Annotated in this window: 20 protein-coding genes; 14 read left to right on the forward strand and 6 right to left on the reverse strand. The window is 32.6% G+C overall.

The features are described 5' to 3' along the window. Window positions 1-10: 10 nt before the first annotated feature. Window positions 11-439, forward strand: a complete 429-nt coding sequence (locus SHI72_RS07120; RefSeq protein ID WP_323489529.1) for a PepSY-like domain-containing protein — start codon at window positions 11-13, stop codon at window positions 437-439. Between the two features lie 152 nt (window positions 440-591). Here SHI72_RS07120 and SHI72_RS07125 read toward each other — a convergent pair whose 3' ends face one another. Both SHI72_RS07125 and SHI72_RS07130 read right to left on the reverse strand, forming a co-directional pair. Then, window positions 592-1926: a HAMP domain-containing sensor histidine kinase gene (locus tag SHI72_RS07125; protein ID WP_323489530.1), complete on the reverse strand. Its 1335-nt coding sequence runs from the start codon at window positions 1924-1926 to the stop codon at window positions 592-594. Window positions 1927-2256: 330 nt separating this feature from the next. Next, window positions 2257-3603 (reverse strand): sigma-54 dependent transcriptional regulator, encoded by a 1347-nt coding sequence (locus SHI72_RS07130; protein ID WP_323489531.1) that lies wholly within the window; start codon window positions 3601-3603, stop codon window positions 2257-2259. A gap of 280 nt (window positions 3604-3883) precedes the next feature. Between SHI72_RS07130 and SHI72_RS07135 the strand changes: the two genes are divergently transcribed. Genes SHI72_RS07135 through SHI72_RS07145 form a run of 3 tightly spaced genes read left to right on the forward strand, consistent with a single transcriptional unit; the run spans window position 3884 to window position 9437 of the window. After that, a complete protein-coding gene (locus SHI72_RS07135; RefSeq protein WP_323489532.1) occupies window positions 3884-4597 on the forward strand; it encodes an ABC transporter ATP-binding protein in 714 nt (237 codons plus the stop codon). 3 nt (window positions 4598-4600) lie between these two features. After that, window positions 4601-7024 (forward strand): ABC transporter permease, encoded by a 2424-nt coding sequence (locus SHI72_RS07140; RefSeq protein ID WP_323489533.1) that lies wholly within the window; start codon window positions 4601-4603, stop codon window positions 7022-7024. Window position 7025: 1 nt separating this feature from the next. Continuing rightward, complete coding sequence (locus SHI72_RS07145; protein ID WP_323489534.1) at window positions 7026-9437, forward strand: ABC transporter permease; 2412 nt, start codon at window positions 7026-7028, stop codon at window positions 9435-9437. A gap of 356 nt (window positions 9438-9793) precedes the next feature. Here SHI72_RS07145 and SHI72_RS07150 read toward each other — a convergent pair whose 3' ends face one another. Genes SHI72_RS07150 through SHI72_RS07165 form a run of 4 tightly spaced genes read right to left on the reverse strand, consistent with a single transcriptional unit; the run spans window position 9794 to window position 11547 of the window. Further along, entirely contained in the window at window positions 9794-10351 is a 558-nt protein-coding gene (locus SHI72_RS07150; RefSeq protein ID WP_039118256.1) for a DUF4256 domain-containing protein, read from the reverse strand. A gap of 19 nt (window positions 10352-10370) precedes the next feature. Further along, window positions 10371-10748 carry a DoxX family protein gene (locus SHI72_RS07155; RefSeq protein WP_323489535.1) on the reverse strand — a complete coding sequence of 126 codons (378 nt, stop codon included), beginning with the start codon at window positions 10746-10748 and terminating at the stop codon, window positions 10371-10373. A gap of 6 nt (window positions 10749-10754) precedes the next feature. Further along, complete coding sequence (locus SHI72_RS07160) at window positions 10755-11222, reverse strand: SRPBCC family protein (RefSeq protein ID WP_323489536.1); 468 nt, start codon at window positions 11220-11222, stop codon at window positions 10755-10757. A 1-nt stretch (window position 11223) separates the two neighbouring features. Next, complete coding sequence (locus tag SHI72_RS07165) at window positions 11224-11547, reverse strand: ArsR/SmtB family transcription factor (protein WP_039118253.1); 324 nt, start codon at window positions 11545-11547, stop codon at window positions 11224-11226. Window positions 11548-12221: 674 nt separating this feature from the next. Here SHI72_RS07165 and SHI72_RS07170 point away from each other — a divergent pair. The 10 genes from SHI72_RS07170 to SHI72_RS07215 all read left to right on the forward strand — a co-directional run bounded on the left by SHI72_RS07170 (window position 12222) and on the right by SHI72_RS07215 (window position 25981). Beyond that, the gene (locus tag SHI72_RS07170; RefSeq protein WP_323489537.1) at window positions 12222-13883 is read left to right on the forward strand and encodes a T9SS type A sorting domain-containing protein; all 1662 of its coding nucleotides are present in this window, start codon (window positions 12222-12224) and stop codon (window positions 13881-13883) included. 18 nt (window positions 13884-13901) lie between these two features. Further along, complete coding sequence (locus SHI72_RS07175; protein WP_323489538.1) at window positions 13902-17816, forward strand: DUF5977 domain-containing protein; 3915 nt, start codon at window positions 13902-13904, stop codon at window positions 17814-17816. Between the two features lie 16 nt (window positions 17817-17832). Then, on the forward strand, window positions 17833-21378 hold the full coding sequence (locus SHI72_RS07180; RefSeq protein WP_323489539.1) for a DUF6443 domain-containing protein: 3546 nt from the start codon (window positions 17833-17835) through the stop codon (window positions 21376-21378). A 4-nt stretch (window positions 21379-21382) separates the two neighbouring features. After that, on the forward strand, window positions 21383-21895 hold the full coding sequence (locus SHI72_RS07185; RefSeq protein WP_323489540.1) for a hypothetical protein: 513 nt from the start codon (window positions 21383-21385) through the stop codon (window positions 21893-21895). Window positions 21896-21946: 51 nt separating this feature from the next. Further along, on the forward strand, window positions 21947-22786 hold the full coding sequence (locus tag SHI72_RS07190; RefSeq protein ID WP_323489541.1) for an RHS repeat-associated core domain-containing protein: 840 nt from the start codon (window positions 21947-21949) through the stop codon (window positions 22784-22786). 4 nt (window positions 22787-22790) lie between these two features. Further along, window positions 22791-23303, forward strand: coding sequence for a hypothetical protein (locus tag SHI72_RS07195; protein ID WP_323489542.1), 513 nt, complete (start codon window positions 22791-22793; stop codon window positions 23301-23303). A gap of 48 nt (window positions 23304-23351) precedes the next feature. Further along, entirely contained in the window at window positions 23352-23855 is a 504-nt protein-coding gene (locus SHI72_RS07200) for a hypothetical protein (protein WP_323489543.1), read from the forward strand. Between the two features lie 51 nt (window positions 23856-23906). Beyond that, window positions 23907-24560 (forward strand): RHS repeat-associated core domain-containing protein, encoded by a 654-nt coding sequence (locus SHI72_RS07205; protein ID WP_323489544.1) that lies wholly within the window; start codon window positions 23907-23909, stop codon window positions 24558-24560. A gap of 8 nt (window positions 24561-24568) precedes the next feature. Beyond that, on the forward strand, window positions 24569-25090 hold the full coding sequence (locus SHI72_RS07210) for a hypothetical protein (protein ID WP_323489545.1): 522 nt from the start codon (window positions 24569-24571) through the stop codon (window positions 25088-25090). A gap of 504 nt (window positions 25091-25594) precedes the next feature. Next, the gene (locus SHI72_RS07215; protein WP_039118246.1) at window positions 25595-25981 is read left to right on the forward strand and encodes a hypothetical protein; all 387 of its coding nucleotides are present in this window, start codon (window positions 25595-25597) and stop codon (window positions 25979-25981) included. The last annotated feature ends 143 nt before the right edge of the window (window positions 25982-26124 follow it).

A 26124-nucleotide genomic window follows, 5' to 3' on the forward strand; every position in this document is an offset into this window, starting at 1 on the left:
TGAGTGAATTATGATAAATAAAGTGATTTTTGCCGCATTAATACTAGGTTCTGTATTATCGGCTAGTGCACAAAAGAGAATTACAATTACTGAATTACCGAAAGCATCACAGGAATTTCTGCAAAAATATTTTAGCCATTCAACAGTAGAGATTGTCAAAAAAGATGCTGAACATGGCGAAAAAGGGTATGAGGTAATACTTAAAGATGGTACCGAGATAGAATTCTGGAAAGATGGTTCTTATCGTGAAGTAGATGGAGGAGACAAACCAATTCCTACCGAGTTTATTGCAGCATCAATTAAAGAGTATGTTGCCAAGAATTATCCAAACGAAAAAATTACTCATATCGATTACGGACATAAAGATGTTGATGTGGATTTAACAAACAAAATCGATTTGGAATTTACTAAGGATGGGAAAATTATAAAAGGGAAATAAAAGTTAATCATTATTGTTAATGTCTTCTTCTGACAGGAATGACAAGTTTGTGAATATGATTGCTTCTGTACCTTTGTCAAAGTTAAAAAACTTTGACAAAGGTGTACACATAAATTCATTAAGATGGCTTAATCTTTGTGCTAATTATTATATCATCCCTCAACCAAGCAAAGTTCAAAAGTAGTTTTTCCATCTTCATTTTTATGAGCGAGATAACCTCCGTGGGCTTCGACAATACTTTTGGACAAGGTTAATCCAATTCCTGCACCTTCTTGACGGGTGGTAAAAAAAGGCAAGAATATCTTGTTTTCAATTTCTTTCTCAATGCCTTTACCGGTATCGGTAATTCGTATAAAAGTTCGGTTTTCTTTGGCTTCAGCCGAAATAATAATTTGTTTGTTTAAAGAATCTTCGAGTGCATAAATACAATTTGTTAGAAGATTAATCAGTACTTGTTCCATTTGCTGAGAATCGACATTTATCTTGCGATTTAAAGCGATTGTATTTATAACTTCTATTTGATTTTTTTGAAACAACGGAGCCATAACCTGAAGACTATTTTCTACCCAATGCTGCAATTCTATCTTTTCTTTTTTAGGAGTGGGTAACATGGCTAATTTGCGATATCCTTCGATAAATTTTTGCAAATGGTCGCTTCTTCTTAGCATTGTTCCCACGCTATTTTTAATGTCTTCCAAATCTTCTGTTGACATCGTATCTTGATCGACCAAATCTTGCAGGTTTTGGCAAATAGAACGAATAGGAGTGATGGAGTTTAAAAGTTCATGAGAAATCACTTTCATTAAATTTCCCCAAGCTTCTTTCTCTTTTTTCTCTACCACATTTTGGATAGAATCCAGCAAGACAATAAAATAATCTAAATCGCATATTTCTGTTCTGGAAGTTTGCATAACAAAGGTTTGCACGTTTTCCTGATTTACACGAATTTCTAGTGATGTTTTAATTTCCTGAAAATCCTGATCTTCGATAACTTCGCATAAAGTTGGTAAATGGTTCTTTAGATATTTCCATTTAGAAATTTTAGGCACATCAAAATATTTGGAGAAATAGTCATTCATCAAAAAAATGTTCCATTCATCACCATCTTTTTGCAGAATAAAAATTCCGGTTTCGATATTATTCAATATAGAGCGATATATAATATCTCTTGAAACTTGTTCTTTTTGGTTGTTTTTTAGAGTATCATATAAAGTAAATAAATCATCATAATTTTTGTTGAATTTATGCTTAGAAAAATCCGAACTAAAATCATTTTGCAATATCGATGCAATAGTTTTATTATAAAGCAAAACGAAATTCCGAACATAAAAATACATTTCGCGTACAAGGAAAAAAACGATAAATAAGCTAAATATAGCAGTAAAAATCAATTCCTTTTTAAAGAAGTAAATAGCGATTTCTACACCAGATAAAATAAGTAATAATCTCAGAAAAAGAAGATTGTATATTTTTAATGATTTAAACATAGTAGATAGTAATGTATTATTGGTTAAACTAGGTTGTCTATAAAGGAACGCGGATGATATGGATTTACAAAAGTAAAGACGCGGATAAAAACGGATTTTTAAAAAAAAAGTTAACCACAACCCGAGCCCGAAAGAGCGAACAGACGAAGTAATTGCACAAATTTTCACTAATTAAAAACTTTGCGACCTTTGCGTATCCCGTCCCGACGCTTCGGGATCGGGATTGCGTCCTTTGCGGTTAATTTCTCTACCACAAATTGCACAAATTAAAAACTTTGCGACCTTTGCGGTTAATCTTTTGTATGCTTTGCGGTTAATTTCCCTAAACACTTATGGATTAATATTGTATTTCTCTAAACGTCGGTATAAAGAACCTCTTGATAATCCTAGTTCTTCAGCTGTTTTACTTATATTATTATTGTTCTTGAGTAACGCTTTTTCGACGGTAGCTTTTTCGACTGTGGAAAGCTGAATATCATCTGGATTTTCGTCATAAGTTGTTATTTCGTTTAAATCCAAATCAGAAACCGTAATGAGATTGTTTTCGCAAAGGATAACAGCGCGTTCTATTTTGTTTTCCATTTCACGGATATTACCTTTCCAAGCGTGCTTTTCGATTTGTTCGAATACTTTTTTATCAAAAGTAATTTCGTCTCTTCCGTATTTAACAATCATTTTTTCCAAAAGATATTCAGCCAGAGGAATTTTGTCTTCGTTTCGTTCTCGTAATGGCGGCAGCACTATCTCCATCGTATTAATACGATAATACAAGTCTTCTCTAAATGTTTTATCCTCAACCTCTAGTTTAAGATTTAAGTTGGTTGCCGTTATGATACGTACATTAAGTGGTCTGGCTTTCGTTTCTCCTAATCGGGTTACGGTTTTGGTTTGTATAACCTGCAAGAGTTTTGATTGTAAATGCAACGGAACATTTCCTATTTCGTCTAAGAAAATAGTTCCGTTCTGAGCCATTTCAAAACGTCCGGGAGTATCGACCTTAGCATCGGTAAAAGCTCCTTTGGCATAGCCAAATAATTCACTTTCGAATATATTAGAATTCAGAGAACCTAAATCGACTGCGATAAATGGATTGTTTTTTCTTTCAGATTGTGTGTAAATATGATGTGCCAAAACAAATTTACCAGTTCCGTTTTCGCCCAGAATCAAAACATTAGCATCGGTTTTTGCCACTTTATCTGCCAATGAATATGTTTTTTTTATAATCTCTGAATTGCCAATAAAGAAATCTTCTGCGGGTTCGTGGTCTTTCAGTTTCTTTTGGTCTTTACGAGATTTATCTACTGCTTGTTTTACAGATTCTAGTAGTTTTTTATTTTCCCATGGTTTTAAGATATAATCAAAAGCACCCGATTTTAAACCTTCTACAGCCGTTTCGACTTTACCAAAAGCCGTCATTAAGATTACTACTGTTTTTGGCGAAAGCGTTTTTATCTCTTTTAATAAATACAAACCTTCTTTTCCGTCCTCAAAACCTATTCTATAATTCATATCGAGCAAAACTACATCGATGGTGTTTTTTGCCAATAATTCGACGATATTTTTTGGATTATTGAGCGTATAAATGTTCTCAAAATACTTTTTTAAGTACACTTTTGATGCAAAAAGGATGTCTTCCTGGTCATCTATAATCAATATTGAGGCATTTGTCTTTTTCATTCTTGTTCGGTTTTGGACGAAAGGTGTCCAATAATGGACACTTTTAAATTTGGCTTTAAATAAAAACTTAAAAATAAGCCAGTTACATATTTTTAATTTTTGGCATGAAAATCACTTTAAGACTAGTAAATCATCAAGTATGAGAATCATTATTGCTAGTAAATGTAACAAAAATAGATATTTATAGATTATGTTATCAATTATCTTAATTTAGGATCTGTTTTTTACTTCAGCGATACAATTCTTAGACAGAAAAACAAACATCAAAAATCAAATTATTATGATCAAAATTGAAAAGCTTTCTAAAATATTTAGAACTGAAGAAGTAGAGACAAAAGCTTTAAGCGAAATTTCATTAACGGTAAACGAAGGCGATTTTATATCGATCATGGGACCATCTGGAAGCGGAAAATCGACTTTATTAAATATCATCGGATTATTAGACAGCGCTTCTGGCGGAAGTTATGAATTGTTAGGACAGGAAATGGTTGGATTAAAAGAGAAATTTGTATCGAAAGCCAGAAAAGAAAACATTGGATTCATTTTTCAGAATTTCAATTTAATTGATGAATTATCAGTTTATGACAATATCGAATTGCCATTAATTTACAACAATGTTCCATCATCAGAAAGAAAGAAAAAAGTAGAGAATATTGCAACTATATTAGGTATTTCTCATCGTTTAAAACATTATCCGCAACAACTTTCGGGAGGACAACAACAACGTGTGGCTGTTGCCAGAGCTTTAATTAATGACCCAAAAATTATTCTTGCCGATGAACCTACAGGAAATCTGGACAGTAAAAACGGTAATGAAGTAATGGAATTATTGACGGATCTTCATGCTAGTGGTTCTACAATTTTAATGGTTACGCACTCTGATTATGATGCTTCTTTTTCGCAGAGAACCATTTTAATGAAAGACGGTATTATTCTTTCGGAAAAAAAGAATAATCGAAATGTTGATGTTTTAGTAAGTAACTCAATAAACTAAATCATGCTAAAGAACTGGATCAACGTATTTATTTATCACATCAAAAACAATAAGCTTTTTACGGCTTTGAATGTTTTGGGCTTGGGTATTGGAATTGCAGGTTTAATTTTCGCGATTTTATATTGGAACGACGAACAGAGTTATGACCAATGGAATCCTAATAAAGAAAATGTCTTTTTAGTTGCTAATCAAATGGATGCAACTACTTATTGGGCTTCGAGTTCATCACCAATAGGATCTGCGATACAGGCTGTAAGTCCTGAAGTAGAATCGTACTGTTATTTAAGCGGAAGTTATGATAATGAGATACTGTATTTTAATAATAAAAAAGTGCAATCTGACAAGGTTGTCGTAGCACAAAAAAACTTTTTTGATTATTTTCCTTATGAGTTTATAGAGGGGAATCAAAAAGCTGCATTACCAGATGTAAACAGTATTTGTTTATCGCAAGATCTGGCTATTACCCTTTTTGGAAACGAAACGGCTCTGGGTAAAAAAGTAGTTTTACAGAAAAAAGTTCTGATTGTAAGAGGTGTTTATAAGCTGGATAAAAAATCAGTATATAATCCTTCTTGTGTGGTCAATTTTATGGATGCAAGAATAAAAGAAACGATTCAGCAATGGGGTAATTTTCAATTTGTTCTATTGTTAAAATTAAAAAATCCGAATGACCAAAAACGAGTGACTCAAAATCTTCAAAAAATATATTTTGAGAATATGACAGCTCGTTATGCAAAGGATCAAGGTATTAAAATTGAAGAATTTATTAAGAAATTTGGCGAAGTAAAACCCCTTTTAGAACCCTTATCATCCATTCGTTTACATTCAAAAACTGGTAGTTTAATAGAAGCAAAAGGTAATCTTCAATTTTTACTTATTATGGTTGGGTTATCGGTTTTGATCCTACTGTTATCTATTGTAAATTATGTTAATTCGGCAACGGCAAATGCTATAAAAAGGGCTAAAGAAGTTGGAGTTCGCAAAATTATCGGAGCTTCGAAACTCTCTATAATCCAACAATTTATTTTTGAAACCGCTATCATTTCGTTGTTTTCAATTTTAATAGCACTGGTTATTGTCGAGATTTCTTTACCGTATTACAATGCTTTTTTAGAAAAATCGCTCGTTTTACAAACTGGACAGTTTTACTCGCAGCTTGTTGTTATATTTTTTGTAACCGTTGTCGTGGCAGGAATATTTCCGGCTATTTATGTTGCTAATTTTGAACCGCTAAAGGTTTTAAAAGGAAACTTTGGGCGAAGTAAAAACGGTATCTGGCTTAGAAACGGAATGCTGATATTTCAATTTGCTGTAGCTACTTTCTTTATTATTGGATCTTATATTGTGTATGAGCAAATAGAGCTTATGAATTCAAAAGATCTGGGTTTTAACGGAAAACAAATCCTTAATATCTCTTACAGAAATATTTACGGGGAAGCAATTACTGAAAAAGAACAATTTGCCCGATACAACAGTATTAAAAACCAATTGCAACATATAAAGGGAGTACAACAAGTTGCAGGAGGAGGCTTTGTTTTTGGAAGCGGGGCAAAATCTGTAATATCATATCATTATAAAGATAAAAATATTGATGGTAGTAATATGCCAATAGATTTTGGACTGTTGGAAATGATGAAAATAAAAATTGTAAAAGGGCGCTATTTGAGTCCGAAATTTGCGCAGGACACCATTACTTCGATGCTAATTAATGAAACTGCCCTAAAATTATTAAATGAAAAAAATCCGATAGGTAAAAAACTAAACTGGAACGGAAATGATGCTATTATTGTTGGGGTTGTAAAAGATTTTAATATCGGAAATCCGGGAGATCCAATACCTCCAATGTCCTTTTTCCATTTTAAAACAGTACCCTGGTTTCCCGGACTTTTGAATAATATTTATATTACGGCCGATCCTAAAACTATGCAGCAAACCATAGCTGATATAGAAAACCTTTGGACAAAAAAAGTAGATACTGAATATCCGTTTTCATACGATTTTGTAGATAAAGAATATAAAAGATCTTATAGTAATTATGTGAAGCAAAAGAATCTTTTCACTTTGTTGAATGTCATTGTTATTATAATTGCCCTTTTTGGGTTATTTGCTCTAGCATCGTACTCTATTGAGCGTCGCATGAAGGAAATTGCTATTCGAAAAACACTTGGCGCCGATACAAATGTTTTATTAAAAGAACTTTGCAAGCAATATGTTGTTTTTAGTATAATAGGTTTTTTAATTGCTTTATTTCCAGTGTATTATTTCCTCAATAAATGGTTGGATAATTTTGCTTACAGAATTAGCATTTCTGTTTATCCTTTTATAATCGGATTTACCGTCTTACTGGTATTAACATTATTAGTTGTACTTACAAGAGCTTATCAGGCAACCAAAATTGATGTTCTAAAATACCTTAAATACGAATAAGATGCTAAAGAACTGGATCAACATATTTATTTATCACATAAAAACCAACAGGCTTTTTACGGCTTTAAATGTTTTAGGATTGAGTATCGGAATTGCTGGATTAATTTTTGCCACTTTGTATTGGAATGAGGAGCACTCTTATGATCAGTGGAATCCAGAGAAAGATAAAATTTATACTGTTCTTAATGATATTGGCGGCGGTAATATTTGGGCTGTAAATTCTGCTGTACCAGCCCCAATCTTAAAATCAACTACCTCAGATTTACAGGATTATTGTTATTTTACAAGTAATTACAATAAAGAAACGATACAATATAACGGTAAAATTGAATTAGTAAATAAGATTTTCTCAGCACAAAGTAGTTTCTTTTCTTTTTTTCCTTTTGAATTTATTCTGGGTAGTGCCAAAAGTGCACTTCATGATCGTAATAGCATTGCTATATCTGAAGAGCTAGCTTCTCGTTTGTTTAAAAATGAAAATCCAATGGGCAAACAGGTTAAATATGCTGGCAATTTTTTCGTTGTTCGTGGTGTATATAGTTTATCTCAAAAATCATCCGTAATGCCTGCTGCAATTACAACTATAATTGAAGAAGAGTTGGAAAAAAAGAAGGATAGTTGGGGATTAAATTTCGGATTAATGCTAAACCTAAAAAAGCAAAGTGATACAACTGCTATACTCAAAAGTCTGAATCATATCTATATTGAAAATAACTTTAAAAAACAGGCTAAGGAAGAAGGAATAACCTATGAAGCTTTTTTAAAGTTATATGGCGAACAGGTAAAACCAAAATTGCTTCCGTTTTCCAACTCGAGACTTAATCAGGGAAATTGTCCTTTTCCGGAAGGAACTGCGAACCTTCAGTTTTTAAAAATCTTAATGGGGTTATCAATACTTATTTTGCTGTTGTCTATTGTAAATTATATTAATCTTGCTACCGCAAATGCTATAAAACGTGCTAAAGAGGTAGGGGTAAGGAAAATAGTAGGCGCTACAAAATTGCAAATTATTATTCAATTTGTATTTGAGACAACCTTAATTACGCTTTTTTCATTTTTATTGGCATTGGTAATGGTAGAACTTTCATTACCTTTTTATAATTCACTTTTAGAAAAAAATCTGGTTCTTGAAGGTGCTCAATTTTATTTGCAATTAATATTGATTTTTATAATTGTTATTCTGGTTGCCGGAGTTTTGCCTGCTATTTATGTCTCAAATTTTGAGACTTTGAAGGTTTTAAAGGGAAATTTTTCTCGTAGTAAAAGTGGGATTTGGCTTAGAAACAGTATGCTGGTTTTACAATTTGCTATAGCTACATTTTTTATCATTGGTTCACTTATAGTTTATCAGCAGGTAAATTATATGGCAAATAAGGACTTAGGTTTTAAAGGTGCTCAGGTTATGGATATTTCTTTTAAGCCTAAAAAAGGAAGAAACCAATTTGAAAGATACAAGACAATAAAACAAGAGCTTTTAAAAATAAAAGGCGTTCAGGCTGTTTCTGCGGGAGTATTTTCTATTGGATCCAATGTTAACTCGTGGTCAGGAATGCATTATAAAGATAATAAAGAAGTTATAACGCAACAAATGGCAATTGATTTTGGAATGATGGATGTTTTAGGTGTACGAATAATTAAAGGAAGGGATTTAACAAATAAAATTGCGTCGGATAGCATTAGTAACGTTCTACTGAATGAAGCTGCTGCTAAAACATTGCAGGAAAAAGACCCTATTAATAAAGAAATCATTTGGGAAAACAGAAAATTAAAAGTAGTCGGAATTGTAAAAGATTTTAATTATTTTGGACTGCAAAATAAAATTGCACCAATGGTTTTTATGCACATTACAGCATTCGACTGGGTGCAAAAAGATTTACTTAATATTTCGGTGAAAATTGCACCACAAGATATGCCTAAAACGATTGATGCCATAGATAAATTCTGGAAATCAAAAGTAGATGCTGAATATCCTTTTGAATTCAATTTTGTAGATAGAAGTTTCGCCCGAACTTATAAAGATTATCAAAATCAAAGTCAATTATTTTCGTTCTTAAATGTCATTGTTATTCTTATTGCCGTATTTGGATTATTTGCCTTGGCTTCTTTCTCTATGGAACGTAGATTACGCGAAATTGCTATCAGGAAAACACTAGGAGCAGAGACTAATGTTTTACTCAAAGAATTATCTAAACAATATGTAATCTTCTGCGTAATAGGATTTATAATAGGGATTATTCCAGCGTATTTCTTATTGCAACAATGGCTTGACTATTTTGCTTTTAGAATTAATATTCAGATATTTCCGTTTGTAGTTGCCTTTTTGTCTTTATTGTTTTTAACACTAACGATTGTTTTGGCAAAAGCATATCAGGTTACTAAAATTGATGTTTTGAAGTATTTGAAATATGAGTAGTTTTTTAGGGTCAAAGGTTTTTTTGAGGTTCAGAGGTACAAAAGGGATAAAGGTTCAAAGGTTCAAAGATACTGAGTCGCAAAGGTTTTCCGTAGAGACGCACCGCAGTGCGTCTTCATAATATGATTCTACAAAGATGGTGACACACTATTGATATTTTGGAAAAAAAGATTGAGTATATACTCTATTTTATAAAACAGTTTCACAGTGTTGCGCATAAAATAGGACGCGGATGATACGGATTCGCTATCGCGAAAACGCAGAAAAGACGGATTTTTTTCTTATTCTTACTTTAAGAAATCAGTTTTTATCTGCGTCTTTACGAAGTAAATCTGTGTCATCCGCGTACCATTTTTTTATACTCTAAGCGAGCTACGGAATCCTCTTACGGCATAGTAAGAATCGGCACCGTTATGGTATATAAAGATAGTATTGTAACGAAAATCGGCAAAGATAGCACCACCGAGTTTTCTTATCTCCGCTGGGGTTTGTATCCAGCTGGATGTTTTTGTATCAAATTTTCCGAGTTTATGTAATTCCCGATATTCTTCTTCGTTTAAGATAGTAACACCCATAGTTGTTGCCATATTAATTGCACTATTCTTTGGCTTGTGTTCTTTTCTTGCTTCTAGTGCTACATGGTCATAACAAATACTTCTGCGCCCTTTGGGAGTTTCGGCTGAGCAATCGTAAAATATGTATTCGTCGGTGCTTTTATCATGTCCTACAACATCGGGTTCTCCACCAGTTTCTTCCATTTCATTAAGCGACCATAATTTTTCGGGATTGGCTTCTAGTTTAGCTTGTATTTTGGCCCATTCAAGGCTTTCGTGACGAGCCTTATTTTTTTCAAAACGAGTTTTTAATAGGTCAAGAAGTTCTTCTTGTTGTTTTGGGGATAATTCTTTTTTCATTTTATTTCTTGATTAAAAATTAAACTAAAATGGTTTTTCTGTCTGTAGGTCTGTAATACCAAGATATAACAGTTAGAACAAGTAATAATATTGGTCCAAAATATTCTTTGGCGCCATCACCGCTTGCAAAATGAGAAAATACTGCACCCGACATTGCAAAAACGAAACCTGCATATGCCCATTCTTTTAATAACGGAAGTTTAGGGATAAGAATTGTTATAACACCTAATATTTTCCAAACACCTAGTATGGTCAAAAAATACAGCGGATAACCTAAATGTGCCATCATATCGGCCTCTTCTTTTAGTTTTAATACTTGTACTATTCCAGTTGATAACATTCCTAATGCTAGCCAGAGTGTAGCAATCCAATAGATAATTTTATTTCTCTTTGTCATAATATTTTATTTTAATTTGTTAGCAATGTCTTGTAATCTGTTGTGAGCCATATTTATGCCTTGGGCAAAAGGTAGTTTTAGCATTTGATCTCGAAGTTCAACCGATTTATATATGATATGTATATCTAGTTTACTTGTATTGTTTGTAAGTTTTTCAAATTCTAAGAATTCAAGTTGTACAGCAAATGGCGTGTTTTCCATTTCAAACGTTCGTGTGATTTTTTGGTTGGGAACAAACTCATGAATGGTGCCATTGGCTTGAAATACTACATTTCCGTTAGCGTCGCTTGTTTGATATTGCCAACTGCCGTGTTTTTTATTTTCGAGTTTCAGTACTTTGGTTCCCATCCATTGTGCTACAATTTCGGGTTCGGTGTAGGCTTTAAAAAGCAATTCCAGAGGCAAATCAAATTCTCGTGTAATTACTAGTTCCTGTTTGCCATTTTCGGCATTGATTTTTGTTTTTTTCTCCATGTTAGATAATGTCTTTATAGTTTTTCATTATTGTTTCTAATTTATTAAATCGGTCTTCCCACATTTGGCGGAATGGCTCAATAAAATCGGATACGTCTTTCATCTTCTTTGGATTAAGGTGATAATAAATTTCTCTTCCATTTTGTTCTTGTTTCAGTAATTCACACTCTGTGAGTATTTGTATGTGTTTAGAAATAGTTTGTCTCGATGAGTCAAAATTTGCTGCTATTGCACCAGGAGTCATTGCCTGTATCGCAACTAGACTTAATATTGCCCTGCGAGTAGGGTCGGCTATTGCCTGAAATACATCTCTACGAATTTCCATTTTGCAGTTATTTGACTGCTAATATAGTGCAGTTATTTGACTGCGCAAAATTTTTTCTAATATTTTTTTATTTAATTGTTTGATTACTAAAGGTAATAAGCGTTTTTTGGTTGATTTTTCTGCCACAGATTGCACAGATTAAATGGATTTAAAACAAATGTTAGCCCAATTCTTTACAGTAAATTTTCGTATCAGTAGAATTGAAAGCTTTGCGACCTTTGCGTATCCTGATAGCTATCGGGACTTTGCGAACTCTGCGTTTATTTCTTTGCTACAAACCACAATCTTGTCACCCTGACGCAGGAAGGGTCTCCGTGAGTGACTCGGCAAAGATTATGAAGTTTGTCGCGGAGATTGCTTCGCCAATTCGCTATCGCTTGTGTCTTCGTTCCTCAGAAAGACAAGATTGTAGAAAAACTTTGCGCCCTTTGCGTTAAACTCTTGCGCGCTTTGCGGTTAATTCTTCGCCAAGGATTACATACTCTTTGCGGTAAACTCTCATGTATGTAGTAATTATTCTTACTTATTACTCAAACGATGTAGTTTTTTGTAACTTGTTTATTACAAAATAATTAGAATAATTTGTTTTTAAAGAAAACTATCCCTATTATTGTTATTATTTAAAGTTTTTACTTACAAAAAAAACACATTGTATAATTAAGCAATCTGAAAAAATGAAAAAACACTACTTATTACTCCTGTTTATTTGTCCATTATTCATGCACTCCCAAGATATCCTTTGGGAAAAATCGTATGGGGGAATACATGCAGATTATCTTTTTGATGCACAACCCACAGCCGATTATGGTTTTATACTCGCAGGAAGTTCTTTATCTGATAAAACAGGTAATAAGACTGACAACAATAATGGAGATCTAGATTATTGGATTTGGAAAATGGATGAAAAAGGGGAGTTAGTTTGGCAGAAAAGTTTTGGAGGTAGTGGTTTTGACTTGTTACAAAGCATAAAAAACACAAGAGATGGTGGTTTTATTCTTGCAGGAACTTCGAATTCTCCAAATGATTTCCAGAAAAAAGATCCTTGTAAGGGAGGTACTGATTTTTGGGTAATTAAGCTAGATGCCAATGGTGAGGAACTATGGCAACGAACTATTGGTGGCAGTGGTCAGGATGAACTTTTATGCGCTTTCCAGACCAGAGATGGAGGATATATACTTGGAGGTTCCTCTAGTTCGATTCCAGAAATAACAGACGAAACGATAGAAATTACACAATCATTAGATTTTAAACCAAATATATATACCAAATCGGAGAAAAGCCGTGGCAACATGGATTATTGGATTGTAAAATTAGATAAAGCGGGAGTTGTAGAGTGGCAAAAGACATACGGAGGCGAATATGCCGATGTATTAAGAAGCATGGAGCAAACCCAAGACGGAGGATATATTTTGGGAGGATATTCTAATTCTCCACAATCGGGAGATAAAACAGAACCTAATGCAGGGATAGGAGATTATTGGATCATAAAGATTGATGGTGTGGGTGGTATCGAATGGCAAAAAACATACGGAGGTAATGGAGACAATCAGTTGTATGTAGTTCATCAAACACTAGATGGCGGATATATAGCAGGGGGAAATTCAAATAGTACCAGTCCGCTTACTTCTTTGGGGGGTATGGTAGGCAATGGTACCGATTATTGGGTATTAAAGCTCGATGATAAAGGAGATGTTGTATGGAGTAAGACTTATGATTTTGGTAAAACGGATATTTTGACCTCTTTGGTCGAAAACCAAGATCAAACCTATTTAATTGGAGGGTATTCTCAAAACGAAAATGAATACGCTAAAGATGGAATTGCCGGAAAAGTAGCAGGACTTGTCAATAAAAACAAAGAGGCAGGATATATTGCTTTAAAAATTGATGATAAAGGCGAAGAAATCTGGAAGAAAAATGTAGCTAGCAATGGTGATGATGTGCTACAAAAACTATTCGAAACCAGAGATGGAGGTTACTTAATGGCAGGAACATCTAACTCCGGTACATCCAAACAGAAAAAATCGACTATAGGAGGTAATGATTTTTGGGTAGTCAAGCTAAAAGACAAGACCAAACCCGAAAAAGTTAAAGCCAAAGGCATAGAAGCCATTCCTAATCCTGCAGTAACATTTACCAATATTATTATAGGATATGAGTATGAAAAAGGAACGGCTACGGTTGTAGATATGGCGGGACGCATCCTCCAGCAGTTCGCAATCACAGACCGGACCGTTCCTATTGATTTAAGCCGTTACCCTGAAGGAATTTATGTGGTGAATATAAAAACCAATGTACAAACGGATGGTGTGAAAGTAATAAGAAGAGGGAGAAATTAAAAAAATAAAATAGAGGCCATGAGATATAGCATATTAACAATACTACTTTTAGTTTATTCTTCAGTTTTTTCGCAAACAGAGGTAAATAACATTGTCCCCTTAGCACCAAATACTGCTGCCTTTGTAAGGTATGGAGAAGTACCTGTCAATAATTTTACAGGTACGGCAAACATATCAATTCCTATTTATAACATTAAGACAAATGCATTTAATTATCCTCTGGAATTAAATTATCATACAGGAGGTAATAAAGTTGAAGATATTGCTTCGTGGGTTGGTTTAGGTTGGTCTTTAGGAACAATACCCATGATTTCTAGATCAGTCAAGGGTATACCAGACGAAGAAACTGGTGGCTTTTTTAATAAGTTCAGTGAACTGTCTATTGAGAAGGTGTATAGGTTAAGTAATAGTGATATTAAAAAACAGCGATTTATGAGCGCATTAGCTGCTGGAACTGCAGATTCTGAACCAGATATATTTTACTTTAATATATTGGGTAAAAGTGGCAAATTTATATACAGTCAAGAGTATAATCAATTTGTAACACTAGAAGAATCACAAATAAAAATCACTTATAATGATAATGGAATTTTCAAGATAATTACAGAGGAAGGTTACGAATATACATTTTCTGAAAAAGAGATTTCCTATGTTGACAATACAGAAACTACAACGGCATGGTACGTTTCTAAAATTGTTTCACCAAATAAGAGTGAAGATATTGTTTTTGAATACGATTTGGAAGTACAAACACTAAAAACAATGACGCCTAAAACGAAGTTAATTTTTATGAGTGGAGTAGCTAGTGATACAAGAGATATTACCGAAGGGCCTATAACAACTATTACTACATTACATTCTAATCTTTTAAAAAGAGTTTCTTTTAATGATGGAGTTGTTGAATTTAATCGAAATATAATCGAAAGATCAGACCTTCAAGGCGGGTATAGTTTGAAAAATATTAAGGTAAAAGATTCTAAAAAAAATGAAGTATTAAGTTATGATTTTGAATATAAGTTTGTTACAGGTGGAAGTTGTTACAGTAAAGAAACGTATTCAAATAAATGGATGTTGTTAGAAAAAATTAGAAATACTACTTCATTAACAAGCTCAATTGGGCATGCTTTTTTTTACGATGAATCTTATTTTCCACCTTGTCGTAATAGTCCAGCTCAGGATTATTGGGGATACTATAATGGAGCTACTGACAATATCGATTTAATTCCTACAATATTTTTGGAGAGCAGACCAATCGAAATTAAAGGAGCCAATAGATTCGTTAATCCTTCTAAATCTCAATTTGGTATATTAAAGAAAATAATATATCCTACTGGAGGATATACCGAATTTGATTTTGAAAATAATGATGGCTATTCGACTAAATTACCTGATGTATATTTGGTTGATGCTGCTTCCATAGACAGTAGTACTGTAATAGGACTTGATGAAAGTTACGAAGAGACTTTTACTATAAATAACCCTCCAGACCCTTTTTTAAATGGAAATAATCCTTTAGGTGGAGCATACGGTGATTTTAGTATGGGATGTAGTGGATGTGGTCTAAAAAATGGAATTGCAGACGCTAATATTAATTTTAGTTTAACAAGATTAGCAAGTTCTACATCACCAGCATATACTTTTTATATATCAAGAAATTTTAATTCCTATCTGCAAAATGGAGACTATATATTAAATGCCCATATAGCTGGTGCTGGTCAGGATTTAGAAATAAAAGATTTTTTTGTTTCTGTTACTTGGAATAAATTAAATCCAAATAACAATCCTAAAAATATTAATAAATATATTGGTGGATTAAGAGTTAAGGAAATTAGAAGTTATCCAGATGCTTTGGCTTTACCTATAACAAAAAAGTACAAGTATAAAAAGGATTATTTTTCTGACTTGAGTTCAGGTAAAGTTTTTAATGAACCAAAGTTCATTTTTGAAGACGATATTATAGTGGGCGCAGGTGAATGTGTTGGTGGACATTGTGATGGCTATTACCATAGGTTAAAATCATACAACAATATTCAGCAAGTAACGTATTCAGGAGCTAATGTAGGTTATGAAACTGTTATAGAAGAATCTAATGATCCTAACAAAACAGGGGTGACTATTTACAATTATACACATTCGATGGATTTTGTGGTTAATAAATTCCCTTTTCCGCCCCCAATTAGTATGGAACTATTTAGAGGACAACCAAAAGAAATTTCATATTATAAAAAAAATGGATTAGCATCATTAACTTTAGTAGAAAAGAAAGAATTTGAATATGATGCGTTTTTGATTAATACTCAGATAAGCGCTTTAAAAAATATATTTGCTTTTAAAATTGGTAGATTTTATTTTTCTAATAATATACTTCTCACATTTTGGGATACTCACATGGCACTAGAATATGAGATTACTGCAAATGTTAATTTATTGTCTAGTGAAAAAACTACAAGGTATTTTGATAGTGGAAATTTAGTCACTGTAAAAAAATATAACTATAACAGTCTAAAACATTTTTTATTAACCTCGGAAACTATAACAAACTCCAAAGAAGAAGCCTTAGAAACCAAATACTTTTACCCTCAAGATCCACAAATGGCAAGTGAGCCATTTGTAAAAGAACTAATTGCCCAAAACAGGGTTGGAGTACCGTTGGATGTACAAACATTTAGAAGAGGGATTAAACTGTCTGAGCGAAAAACAGTTTATGATAAAAGTACGGCTACGAGTAATTTATTATTACCTAAAACGGTACTTGAAAACAAAGGAACAGTAGCTTTAAATTCTGTTACCGACAAGAAAATCTCTTACGATTTTTATGACGACAGAGGGAATCTCCTGCAATATACTCAAGATGGAGGTACACCAACATCTATAGTTTGGGGATACAATAAAACATTGCCTGTTGCCAAGATAGACAACATTGCTTATAAAAATGTTCAGGCATATTTAGTTAATGGGGTACAAAACGCTTCATCCTCGGATAAAGGAACTGAAAGCGATATGATTATCGCATTAAATAAATTTTGGTATGGGTATTCAGGATTGGGTAATACCAAGATTATGACTTACATGTACAAGCCATTAATTGGAGTTAGTCTTATAACAGACGAAAATGGATCTAGAACCTATTACGATTACGATAGTTTTAATCGATTAAAGTTTGTAAAAGATAATGATCAGAATGTTTTACAAGCCTATTTCTACAATTACAAAGGGCAGGTTATGGATATTTCGCTAGATGTTGCTCCAGTATATCGTAACACAGCAATAAGTAAAACTTTTTATAGAGCTAATTGTAGTTCAGGGCTTACTGGACCTTTAGTATATTCAGTTTCTGCAGGAACTTATACTTCTGTAATCTCACAGCAAGATGCCGATAATAAAGCGTTGAACGATATGAACATGAATGGGCAAGTTAATGCTAATAGAAATGGATATTGCGCTTTTTGGAATAAGGAGAAAAGTGGTGTTTTTACCAAGAATAATTGTGCATCTGGAACAGCAGGCACTTCTGTAGTGTATACGGTTCCTGCAATGACTTCTTATTCTCTTACTTCACAAGCAGCAGCTGATGAAATTGCACAAATATCTGTAAACAAAAACGGGCAAGCTTATGCAAATGCTAATGGTAGTTGTATGTATTTAAGCAATGAACTAAGTGGTTATTTAAATATGTTTTCGGAGTACCTCGGTATGGTAAAGGTAGCCTATATCGTCCCAGCGGGTGAGTTTAGTTCAACTATTTCACAGGATGATGCCGACAATCAGGCTCAAGAAGGATTATCTCAATGCTGGCAAGAGTTTAGTTGTAGCGCTGAGCAATATCAAGATTTTGCACCAAATATTCCACCAAATAAAATACCAGACTTTAAGGGATATGATTGTAAGAATGTAGTATTTACAATTATGCAACCTTCTTATGAAACAAACTAATCATAAACTAAATAATATGAAAAAGTACTTATCACTAATTATTTTGCTACTATTTTCGAATGCTACTGTAGTGGCACAGGCTTTTAGCGATGATAATTTTATTTATACAGCTTCACCCAAAAAAGGAGTTACAGCAGATTATTTTAAAACGCTGAAAAAAGAAGAAATGAACCAGAGTGTAACATACTTTGATGGTTTAGGGCGTCCTGTACAAACTATTGCCATTGGGCAAGGAGGAAATGGAGAAGATATCATAACCCCAATAGAATATGATGATTTTGGCAGACAAGAGAAAGACTATTTGCCTTTTTCGTTCCCTAATTCTAACAAGAAATATCCAAGAATAAATACAGAAATAGCAATTAATGCTACAAAAGCATTGTATGGTACCGAAAAATACGATTATACAGCAAATCCTTTCTCAGAGAAAAAGTTCGAAAATTCGCCGCTTAACCGAGTTTTAAAACAAGCCGTACCTGGAAACGATTGGGCAATGGGTAGTGGTCATGAGATAAAGTTAGATTACCAAACGAATACTACAAATGAGGTACGATTATTAGAAGCCGCCACAATTTGGAACGCTACAGCAGGATTGTATGATATAACTTTTTGGGATAATAAGTATTATGACAAAAATGAGTTGTATAAAACCATTACTTATGACGAAAATTCCTCAGCAAATCTCTCTGAAACAAAAGGAAGCACAGTAGAATTTAAAGATAAAGAAGGAAGGCTTATTTTAAAGAGAACTTATGAGTCAGACAAAAAACACGATACGTACTATGTATATGATGAGTATGGTAATTTAACTTATGTAATCCCACCTAAAGTAGATGGAGCTATTACCGATAAAATTCTTAATAGTTTATGTTACCAGTATAAGTATGATAATCGCAACCGATTGGTAGAGAAAAAATTACCTGGGAAACAATGGGAGTTTATCGTTTATGACAAACTTAATAGAGTCGTGGCGACGGGACCTGCAAATTCTCCATTTCAGGATGATACAACTGTAGGATGGTTATTAACAAAGTATGATGCCTTTGGCAGGCCAATATATACAGGATGGGATAACACAGTAAGTAGTAGTACAACAAGGCAAACTTGGCAAAAAAATCAAAACGCAGTAATTCCAGTAATAGAGACTCAAAAAAAGACAGGAATGATCGAAGGGATAAAAGTAGAGACTAGTAGTATTCCGTCAGCATCAAGTTTTAAGTTACTTACAGCGACCTATTACGATACATATCATTTTCCTAATCTTGCTCCTAAACCTTCGGCTATTTATGGACAATCTGTTTTATCTATGGAAACTCGTCTAGTAACAGGTGGCTGGACTAGGATATCTACCAATAAATCGATTGTTTTGGGAGAAACTATTTCTCTGTTTTATGATACTAATAGAAGACCAATAGAAAATTATATAATTAATTATTTGGGAGGATATACCTATGTGCAGGATAGGCTAGATTTTACAGGTAAAAAAATAACTTCGTTAACAGCTCACAAAAAAACGATATCAGATACAGGCACTAGTACACTCGAAAATTTTACGTTTTCAACACAAGATCGCTTGCTTACACACACTCACAGAATTGGTTTTGCTGATGAACAATTATTATCAAATAATATCTATGATCCATTAGGGCAACTTACAAATAAAAATGTTGGTAACACAACTGTAAGCCCTTTGCAAAAAATTGACTATAAGTATAATGTACGAGGCTGGCTTACAGGAATTAATAATACCGATAACTTACAATATGGTAATGACCCAAAAGATTTATTTGCTTTTAAAATAAATTACAATAAAGTCGAGGGAAATGCAACGGCAACCAAAGCGCTTTATAACGGGAATATAGCCGAAACTTTTTGGGCAGCAGGTTCAGATGGTATAGGAGTCGTACGTGGGTATGGCTATCAATACGACCAATTAAATCGTTTAAAAAATGCTTCGTACCAGACTCCAAAGCTCACAGACAATAAAAATTATTTTGGAGAAAATATGGATTATGATAAAAACGGAAACATTACCCGACTGCAACGCAAGTTTATGGCAGGAGTATCCAGTAATCCTTATGTAGATGATATGGATAATTTGGGATATTTTTATCCCGAAAATTCTAATCAGCTTATGAAAGTAACCGATACATCCAATAATACGCAAGGTTTTAAAGATGATAGCAATGGGTATAACGATACCGAAGACGATTATGCCTATGATGATAACGGAAACCTAATAAAAGACCAAAACAAAAACATTACCAAAATACAGTATAACCATCTTAACTTACCTACCAAAATAACATTTGGAACAGGAAATACGATTGCTTATATTTACAATGCAACGGGACAAAAATTAGAAAAAAATGTAACCGAGAATGGAGTAGTAACCAATACGAAATATTTAGCAGGTGGTTTTCAGTATAAGAACGATGTTTTACAGTTTTTCCCAACGGCAGAAGGTTATGTAAGAAATACAAGTACCAATCCAGCGACGTATGTCTTTGGTTATGTTTTCAACTATTTAGATCATTTAGGGAATGTAAGACTAAGCTATGCTAAGAATCCAGTAACAAATAAACTGGAAATATTAGAAGAAAATAATTATTACCCTTTTGGATTAAAACATCAAGGGTATAATACTCTTAATAATCAACTGGGATATAAGTATAAATATAATTCGAGAGAATGGCAAGATGAGCTAGAACTTAACATGACAGCGATGGATTATCGCCAATATGACCCTGCGATAGGAAGATTTAATTCTATGGATGTTTTATCCGAATTAGCCTTTTCGATTACTCTTTATCGTTTTGCATATAACAATCCCATTTATTTTAGTGACCCAACAGGTTTATTTGAAACAAGAAAAGAAGCTAGAGAATATCGAAGAGAACATGATATTAATGGAAGTATAGTTAAGAATAGCGACGGAGGTTATTCTATAAATGATAAAACAAATAGCATTGCTTATTTTAAGCCCGAAGCAGGAATGGAGCTTAGTACAACAGGAGAAGATGGTGTAGCAACTTCTGCATTAGCAACAACAAGCAGCTCTAGTTCTCCAGTAATACAAGAAGGATTTACTTTATGGGGAAATAATTTGTTTGGAGATTTAGGAGGTTTTAAAAATGGTAATAGAACGCATTCAATCCAAACAGATAATATACCAATTATGGGTCCCGCAGCAAGATCTGTTAATGGTCCCAATGCATTTGAGCGATTATTTAGTGCGCTTAAAAACGCATGGGATTTATGGACTAAAAAAGAAAATATCGATAATGTAGCCAATAGTGGAAATGTAAGTAAAGGGACAATTGAAACTCAAAATGTAGAACCTGTGAAGATTAAAGTGCCATTATTGAATCACATTGCGACAAGTACTTCTGGAGGAAACGTCTCTACTATTCAGGAAAAAAAGATAAAAGATACGGCTGTAGCTCCTTCTCAAACAGGTATCATTGATAGAATTAATAGAGGTAATCGTATAGAAGCAGAGAAAGAAAGAGATGCAAATAACCGTGCACTTCAACAAAGACTAGATTATTATAAACAATAAAACAATGAAGAAACTAACATTTTTTTTAATGATAATGTTCTTACTACTAATTTCTTGTAAGGATGAGAAAAAGATAGTAAAAAAGGATAAGGATGTAAATTCAGAAATAAATATTAATTTCCCTGATACTGTATATATAAATGTGGGGTATGATGGTATCATAAATTATAAAAATGATTTAGACACATTAACAAGTGATATACGTAAATTACAAAAGAACACTAGATTTCTTGAGTATACTCTCTTGGTAACTAAAGACATAAATTACAATGATAGCGATCTAAAAAAAATAGCTAAAGATACATTTGTAGCAAAAAACAACAGATTGATTCCTTTGTATAATATTCGATTTGATAAGTTAGGTTTAAACTATATGGATGGTATGATAACAGATGAAGTAATAATCCAGAACGGTGCTAAAGGCAAAAACGGAGAGCCTATGGATAGAATTATTACCCATGAATTTAGAGTTACTAAAAAGGTTGTTGTAATAGAGGAAAAAGACAAGAAAAAATAGAACATTTTTCAACTTAGGCTTCAAGACAAATTACAGCTTAACACAACAGCGATGGATTATCGCCAATATGACCCTGCGATAGGAAGGTTTAATTCTATGGATGTTTTATCAGAATTAGCCTTTTCGATTACTCCTTATCGTTTTGCATATAACAATCCCATTTATTTTAGTGACCCGACAGGTTTATTCGAAACTAGAAAGGAAGCTAGAGAATATCGAAGAGAACATAATATTACAGGAAGTATTGTTAAGGAAAATGATGGAAGTTTCGCTATAAATGATAAAAACAATGCTATCTCTTATTTTAAACCACCAGAAGGAGTTGAAGTTAGTACTATGGGTAGTGATGGTGTAGCAACTTCAGCATTAGCTACAGAAAGTAATAATGGAGGTTTTCCGGGGATTAAAGAAAATACTGTTTTGTGGGGAGGTAATTTAAAAGGAGATTTAGAAGGATGGAAAAGAGGAAAAGTAACAAATTCCATAAATACTGATGCCATCCCAATTATGGGTCCCGCAGCAAGATCAGTTAATGGTCCTAACGCATTTGAAAGATTATTTAGTGCGCTTAAAAACGCATGGGATTTATGGACCAAAGTAGAAAATATCGAAAGTGTTGCTAAAGATGGAAATGTAAGTAAAGGAACAATTGAAGTTCAGAATGTAGAACCTGTGATGATTGATATGCCATTATTGAATCACACTGCGACAAGTACTTCTGGAGGAAACGTCTCTACTATTCAGGAAAAAAAGATAAAAGATACGGCTGTAGCTCCTTCTCAAACAGGTAATATTGATCAAATTAATAAAAGGTCTTATAGAAAAGCTGCACAAGAAAGAGATGCAAATAACCATGCACTTCAACAAAGATTAAATTATTATAAACAATAAAATAATGATGAAACGACCATTTTTTTTAATAGCAATCTTCTTATTGCTAATTTCCTGTAAGGATGAGAAAAAGACAGTGAAAAAAGAAGAAAATATAAAATCTGAAATAAGTATTATTTTTCCCGATACAGTATATGTAAATGAACTTTATAATGGAAAAATAAATTATAAAAATAGTTTAGATAGCATAGATACTAGTTTAAATAATGTAAAAAAGTATAGATATATTGATTACTATTTTGTAAAGACTAAAAATATAAATTATACAGATGAATATCTAAAAAAAATAGTTACAGATACGTTTACAGCCGAACATCATAGGAGTATTCCGTTGTATGCTATTAGATTTGATCACTTGGGCATTAATTATATAGACGGAATAATTGTAGATGAAGTAAATATATCACTTGGGGCTAAAGGCAAAAACGGTGAACCTATGGATAGGATTATTACAAATGAATTTAGAGTTACTAAAAAAGTTATTGTTATAAAGGAAAAAGAAAAGAGAAAGAAATAAAAGGATAGGGAATATAACGTAAAAGTACTTTCTAATTATTTAAAATAAATGAAAAAAATAATATTATTAAGTTTTATAATTTGTTTAGTTTCTTGCAAAAAGGAAACTAAAAACATCAAAAAGCAAGAACCCAATTACAGCATAAATGTAGATTTTCCTGATACTGTTTACGTGAATGAATATTATAATGGAAAAATAAATTACAAAAATATTTTTGATACAGTCACAACAAAATTACTGGATATAAATAAGCTTAGATACATACAATATGCTTTTACAATAACAAAGGATATTAATCATGATAATAAGCATTTAAAAGAAATTGCTATAGATACTATATATACTAAAAGCAGTAAATATATACCGCTTACTGTTATAAAATTTAATCAATTGGGAGTTAATTATATTGATGGTATTATTAGTGACCAAGTAGAGATAGACGGCATAATGCTTCGAGAAGGTAAAATGCAACCTAGTACACGTATTATCACTCATGAATTTAGAGCTACTCATAAAGTTGTTGTGATCGAGAAGAAAGACAAGAAAAAATAGAATATTTTTCAACTTAGGCTTCAAGACAAATTACAGCTTAACACAACAGCGATGGATTATCGCCAATATGATCCTGCTATAGGAAGATTTAATTCTATGGATGTTTTATCAGAATTAGCCTTTTCGATAACACCTTATCGTTTTGCCTATAATAATCCGATTTATTTTAGCGACCCAACAGGTTTGTTCGAAACTAGAAAGGAAGCTAGAGAATATCGAAGAGAACATAATATTACAGGAAGTATTGTTAAGGAAAATGATGGAAGTTTCGCTATAAATGATAAAAACAATGCTATCTCTTATTTTAAACCACCAGAAGGAGTTGAAGTTAGTACTATGGGTAGTGATGGTGTAGCAACTTCAGCATATGGTCCCAATGCATTTGAAAGATTATTTAGTGCGCTTAAAAACGCATGGGATTTATGGACCAAAGTAGAAAATATCGAAAGTGTTGCTAAAGATGGAAACGTAAGTAAAGGAACAATTGAGGTTCAGAATGTAGAACCTGTGAAGATTAAAGTGCCATTATATCATTATGGTGTAGACGATACTCCTGGGAATAGACCCTCAGTAGGAAGAAAAGGACATCACGATACAGTTGTAAAAGCTTCAGAAAGAACAGTTATTGAAGCTATCAACGATATGAATTATAAAAAGCAACAAGGAAAAGCAAATTCGTTAGCTAACGAACAAGGATATAACTAAATCAAATCATGGTACTATTTAAAACGATAACACTACTAAGTGTAGTAATTTGTCTAGTTTCTTGCAAAGAGGAACTTAAAAATACAGATAAAAATATTGAGGAAACAAAGTTTAAAGAACTTGAAATAACTATTGATTTTCCCGACACAGTTTATGTTGGTACTTATTATAATGGAAAAATAAATTACAAAAATGATTTAGACACTATAACAACTAAGCTTCTTGATACAAAAAAAAATAGATTTATTCAATTTGTTTTTTCAGTAACTAAAGACATAAATCAAGATGATGAACATTTTAAAAAAATAGATAAGGATACATTTATAGCAGAAACTAATAGAATGATTCCACTCTATAATATGCGATTTAATAAAGCAGGGATTCGCTATATCAATGGAATAATTACTGATGAAGTTAGTATAACAAATGTTAGTAAAAATAAAAAGGGAGAACTCATGAGCAGAGTCATTACTGATGAATTTAGAGTTACCCATAAAGTTGTTGTGGTAGAGGAAAAAGAAATGAAATAAAACTACCGCTCTCCGAAGTGTTCTAAGGAAACGCTGTGCGAATGTCTCCGACTTCGCACCCACAATATTAAACCAATTAAACCTCGTCAGAACTGGCGAGGTTTTTTTATGTGTTAGAATAATCTAAATCACGCCCGATACCTTTTAATCGTGAGCTTATTTTTGGAATAATGCTTAATTGAAAATTAAAAATGTACGAAAAATAGATAAAATTTGTCTTTTAATTGAGTAAATATCTATATATTTTGCTATGTTTACGAACGAAGGAAAAAATAAAAAAAGATGTTTTTATTAAAAAAATCTCCCAAATTATAAGTTATTATCTTTTTGGTTTAATACATCAAGGGAATAAGATAATAAGCAGCCCAATTATAAGTATAACGGAAAAGAGATCCAAGATAAAATGAGGCTTAATATGTGTGATTGTTGGTTTTGTATTAAGTGCTTTAGAAGCGACATATAGAAATCAACTTAGTAATTATATTGACACGTAAAATATTAAATATGAAAAAAATATATAATTTTCTATTTTATAAATTGTTTCGTTTCGCAAAAGCGCAAGAGGAAACCGTATCTGTTGAGATAGGTTTTTTAGGGCTTGCAAGTATTTTTGAATTGTTTCATTTAGCAATAATAGGAGTCTTTTTTAAAATTTTAGGATATGAGCTTGAATTTTCAAGCTATTTTGCTAAATATTTTGGTTGGATTTTCGTTGTGTTAGGTTTTTCTTTTAATTATTTTGTTTTTATAAAAACAAAATTGATTTATAATATCAATGATTATTATCAATCACAAAACCGTCAAATTTGGAAAGATAATTTATTATTTTTTGGGTATATCTTATTTTTATTTCTCCTTATGATTATTGAAGCATTCTTTTTTAAGAAATAACCTGAGGTCTCGAATATAGTCAACGATAGCTTCGCCTCAGCGAAGAGTTCTTGTGAAAAGCTATGCAAATGTCTCCGATTTCGCACCCACAATATTAAACCAATCAAACCTCGTCAAATACTGGCGAGGTTTTTTTATGATTT

It is taken from the genome of Flavobacterium sp. PL02 (assembly GCF_035013205.1).
In the GTDB taxonomy this organism is placed as follows: domain Bacteria; phylum Bacteroidota; class Bacteroidia; order Flavobacteriales; family Flavobacteriaceae; genus Flavobacterium.

Bases quoted from the DNA above. Each gene is read 5' to 3' on its own strand.
- SHI72_RS07160 (WP_323489536.1), bottom strand. From the start codon at position 11,222: ATGGAGAAAAAAACAAAAATCAATGCCGAAAATGGCAAACAGGAACTA.
- SHI72_RS07210 (WP_323489545.1), top strand. From the start codon at position 24,569: ATGGTACTATTTAAAACGATAACACTACTAAGTGTAGTAATTTGTCTA.
- SHI72_RS07125 (WP_323489530.1), bottom strand. From the start codon at position 1,926: ATGTTTAAATCATTAAAAATATACAATCTTCTTTTTCTGAGATTATTA.
- SHI72_RS07120 (WP_323489529.1), top strand. From the start codon at position 11: ATGATAAATAAAGTGATTTTTGCCGCATTAATACTAGGTTCTGTATTA.
- SHI72_RS07205 (WP_323489544.1), top strand. From the start codon at position 23,907: ATGGATTATCGCCAATATGATCCTGCTATAGGAAGATTTAATTCTATG.
- SHI72_RS07135 (WP_323489532.1), top strand. From the start codon at position 3,884: ATGATCAAAATTGAAAAGCTTTCTAAAATATTTAGAACTGAAGAAGTA.
- SHI72_RS07175 (WP_323489538.1), top strand. From the start codon at position 13,902: ATGAGATATAGCATATTAACAATACTACTTTTAGTTTATTCTTCAGTT.
- SHI72_RS07215 (WP_039118246.1), top strand. From the start codon at position 25,595: ATGAAAAAAATATATAATTTTCTATTTTATAAATTGTTTCGTTTCGCA.
- SHI72_RS07200 (WP_323489543.1), top strand. From the start codon at position 23,352: ATGAAAAAAATAATATTATTAAGTTTTATAATTTGTTTAGTTTCTTGC.
- SHI72_RS07155 (WP_323489535.1), bottom strand. From the start codon at position 10,748: ATGACAAAGAGAAATAAAATTATCTATTGGATTGCTACACTCTGGCTA.
- SHI72_RS07195 (WP_323489542.1), top strand. From the start codon at position 22,791: ATGATGAAACGACCATTTTTTTTAATAGCAATCTTCTTATTGCTAATT.
- SHI72_RS07185 (WP_323489540.1), top strand. From the start codon at position 21,383: ATGAAGAAACTAACATTTTTTTTAATGATAATGTTCTTACTACTAATT.
- SHI72_RS07170 (WP_323489537.1), top strand. From the start codon at position 12,222: ATGAAAAAACACTACTTATTACTCCTGTTTATTTGTCCATTATTCATG.
- SHI72_RS07145 (WP_323489534.1), top strand. From the start codon at position 7,026: ATGCTAAAGAACTGGATCAACATATTTATTTATCACATAAAAACCAAC.
- SHI72_RS07140 (WP_323489533.1), top strand. From the start codon at position 4,601: ATGCTAAAGAACTGGATCAACGTATTTATTTATCACATCAAAAACAAT.
- SHI72_RS07190 (WP_323489541.1), top strand. From the start codon at position 21,947: ATGGATTATCGCCAATATGACCCTGCGATAGGAAGGTTTAATTCTATG.
- SHI72_RS07180 (WP_323489539.1), top strand. From the start codon at position 17,833: ATGAAAAAGTACTTATCACTAATTATTTTGCTACTATTTTCGAATGCT.
- SHI72_RS07130 (WP_323489531.1), bottom strand. From the start codon at position 3,603: ATGAAAAAGACAAATGCCTCAATATTGATTATAGATGACCAGGAAGAC.
- SHI72_RS07150 (WP_039118256.1), bottom strand. From the start codon at position 10,351: ATGAAAAAAGAATTATCCCCAAAACAACAAGAAGAACTTCTTGACCTA.
- SHI72_RS07165 (WP_039118253.1), bottom strand. From the start codon at position 11,547: ATGGAAATTCGTAGAGATGTATTTCAGGCAATAGCCGACCCTACTCGC.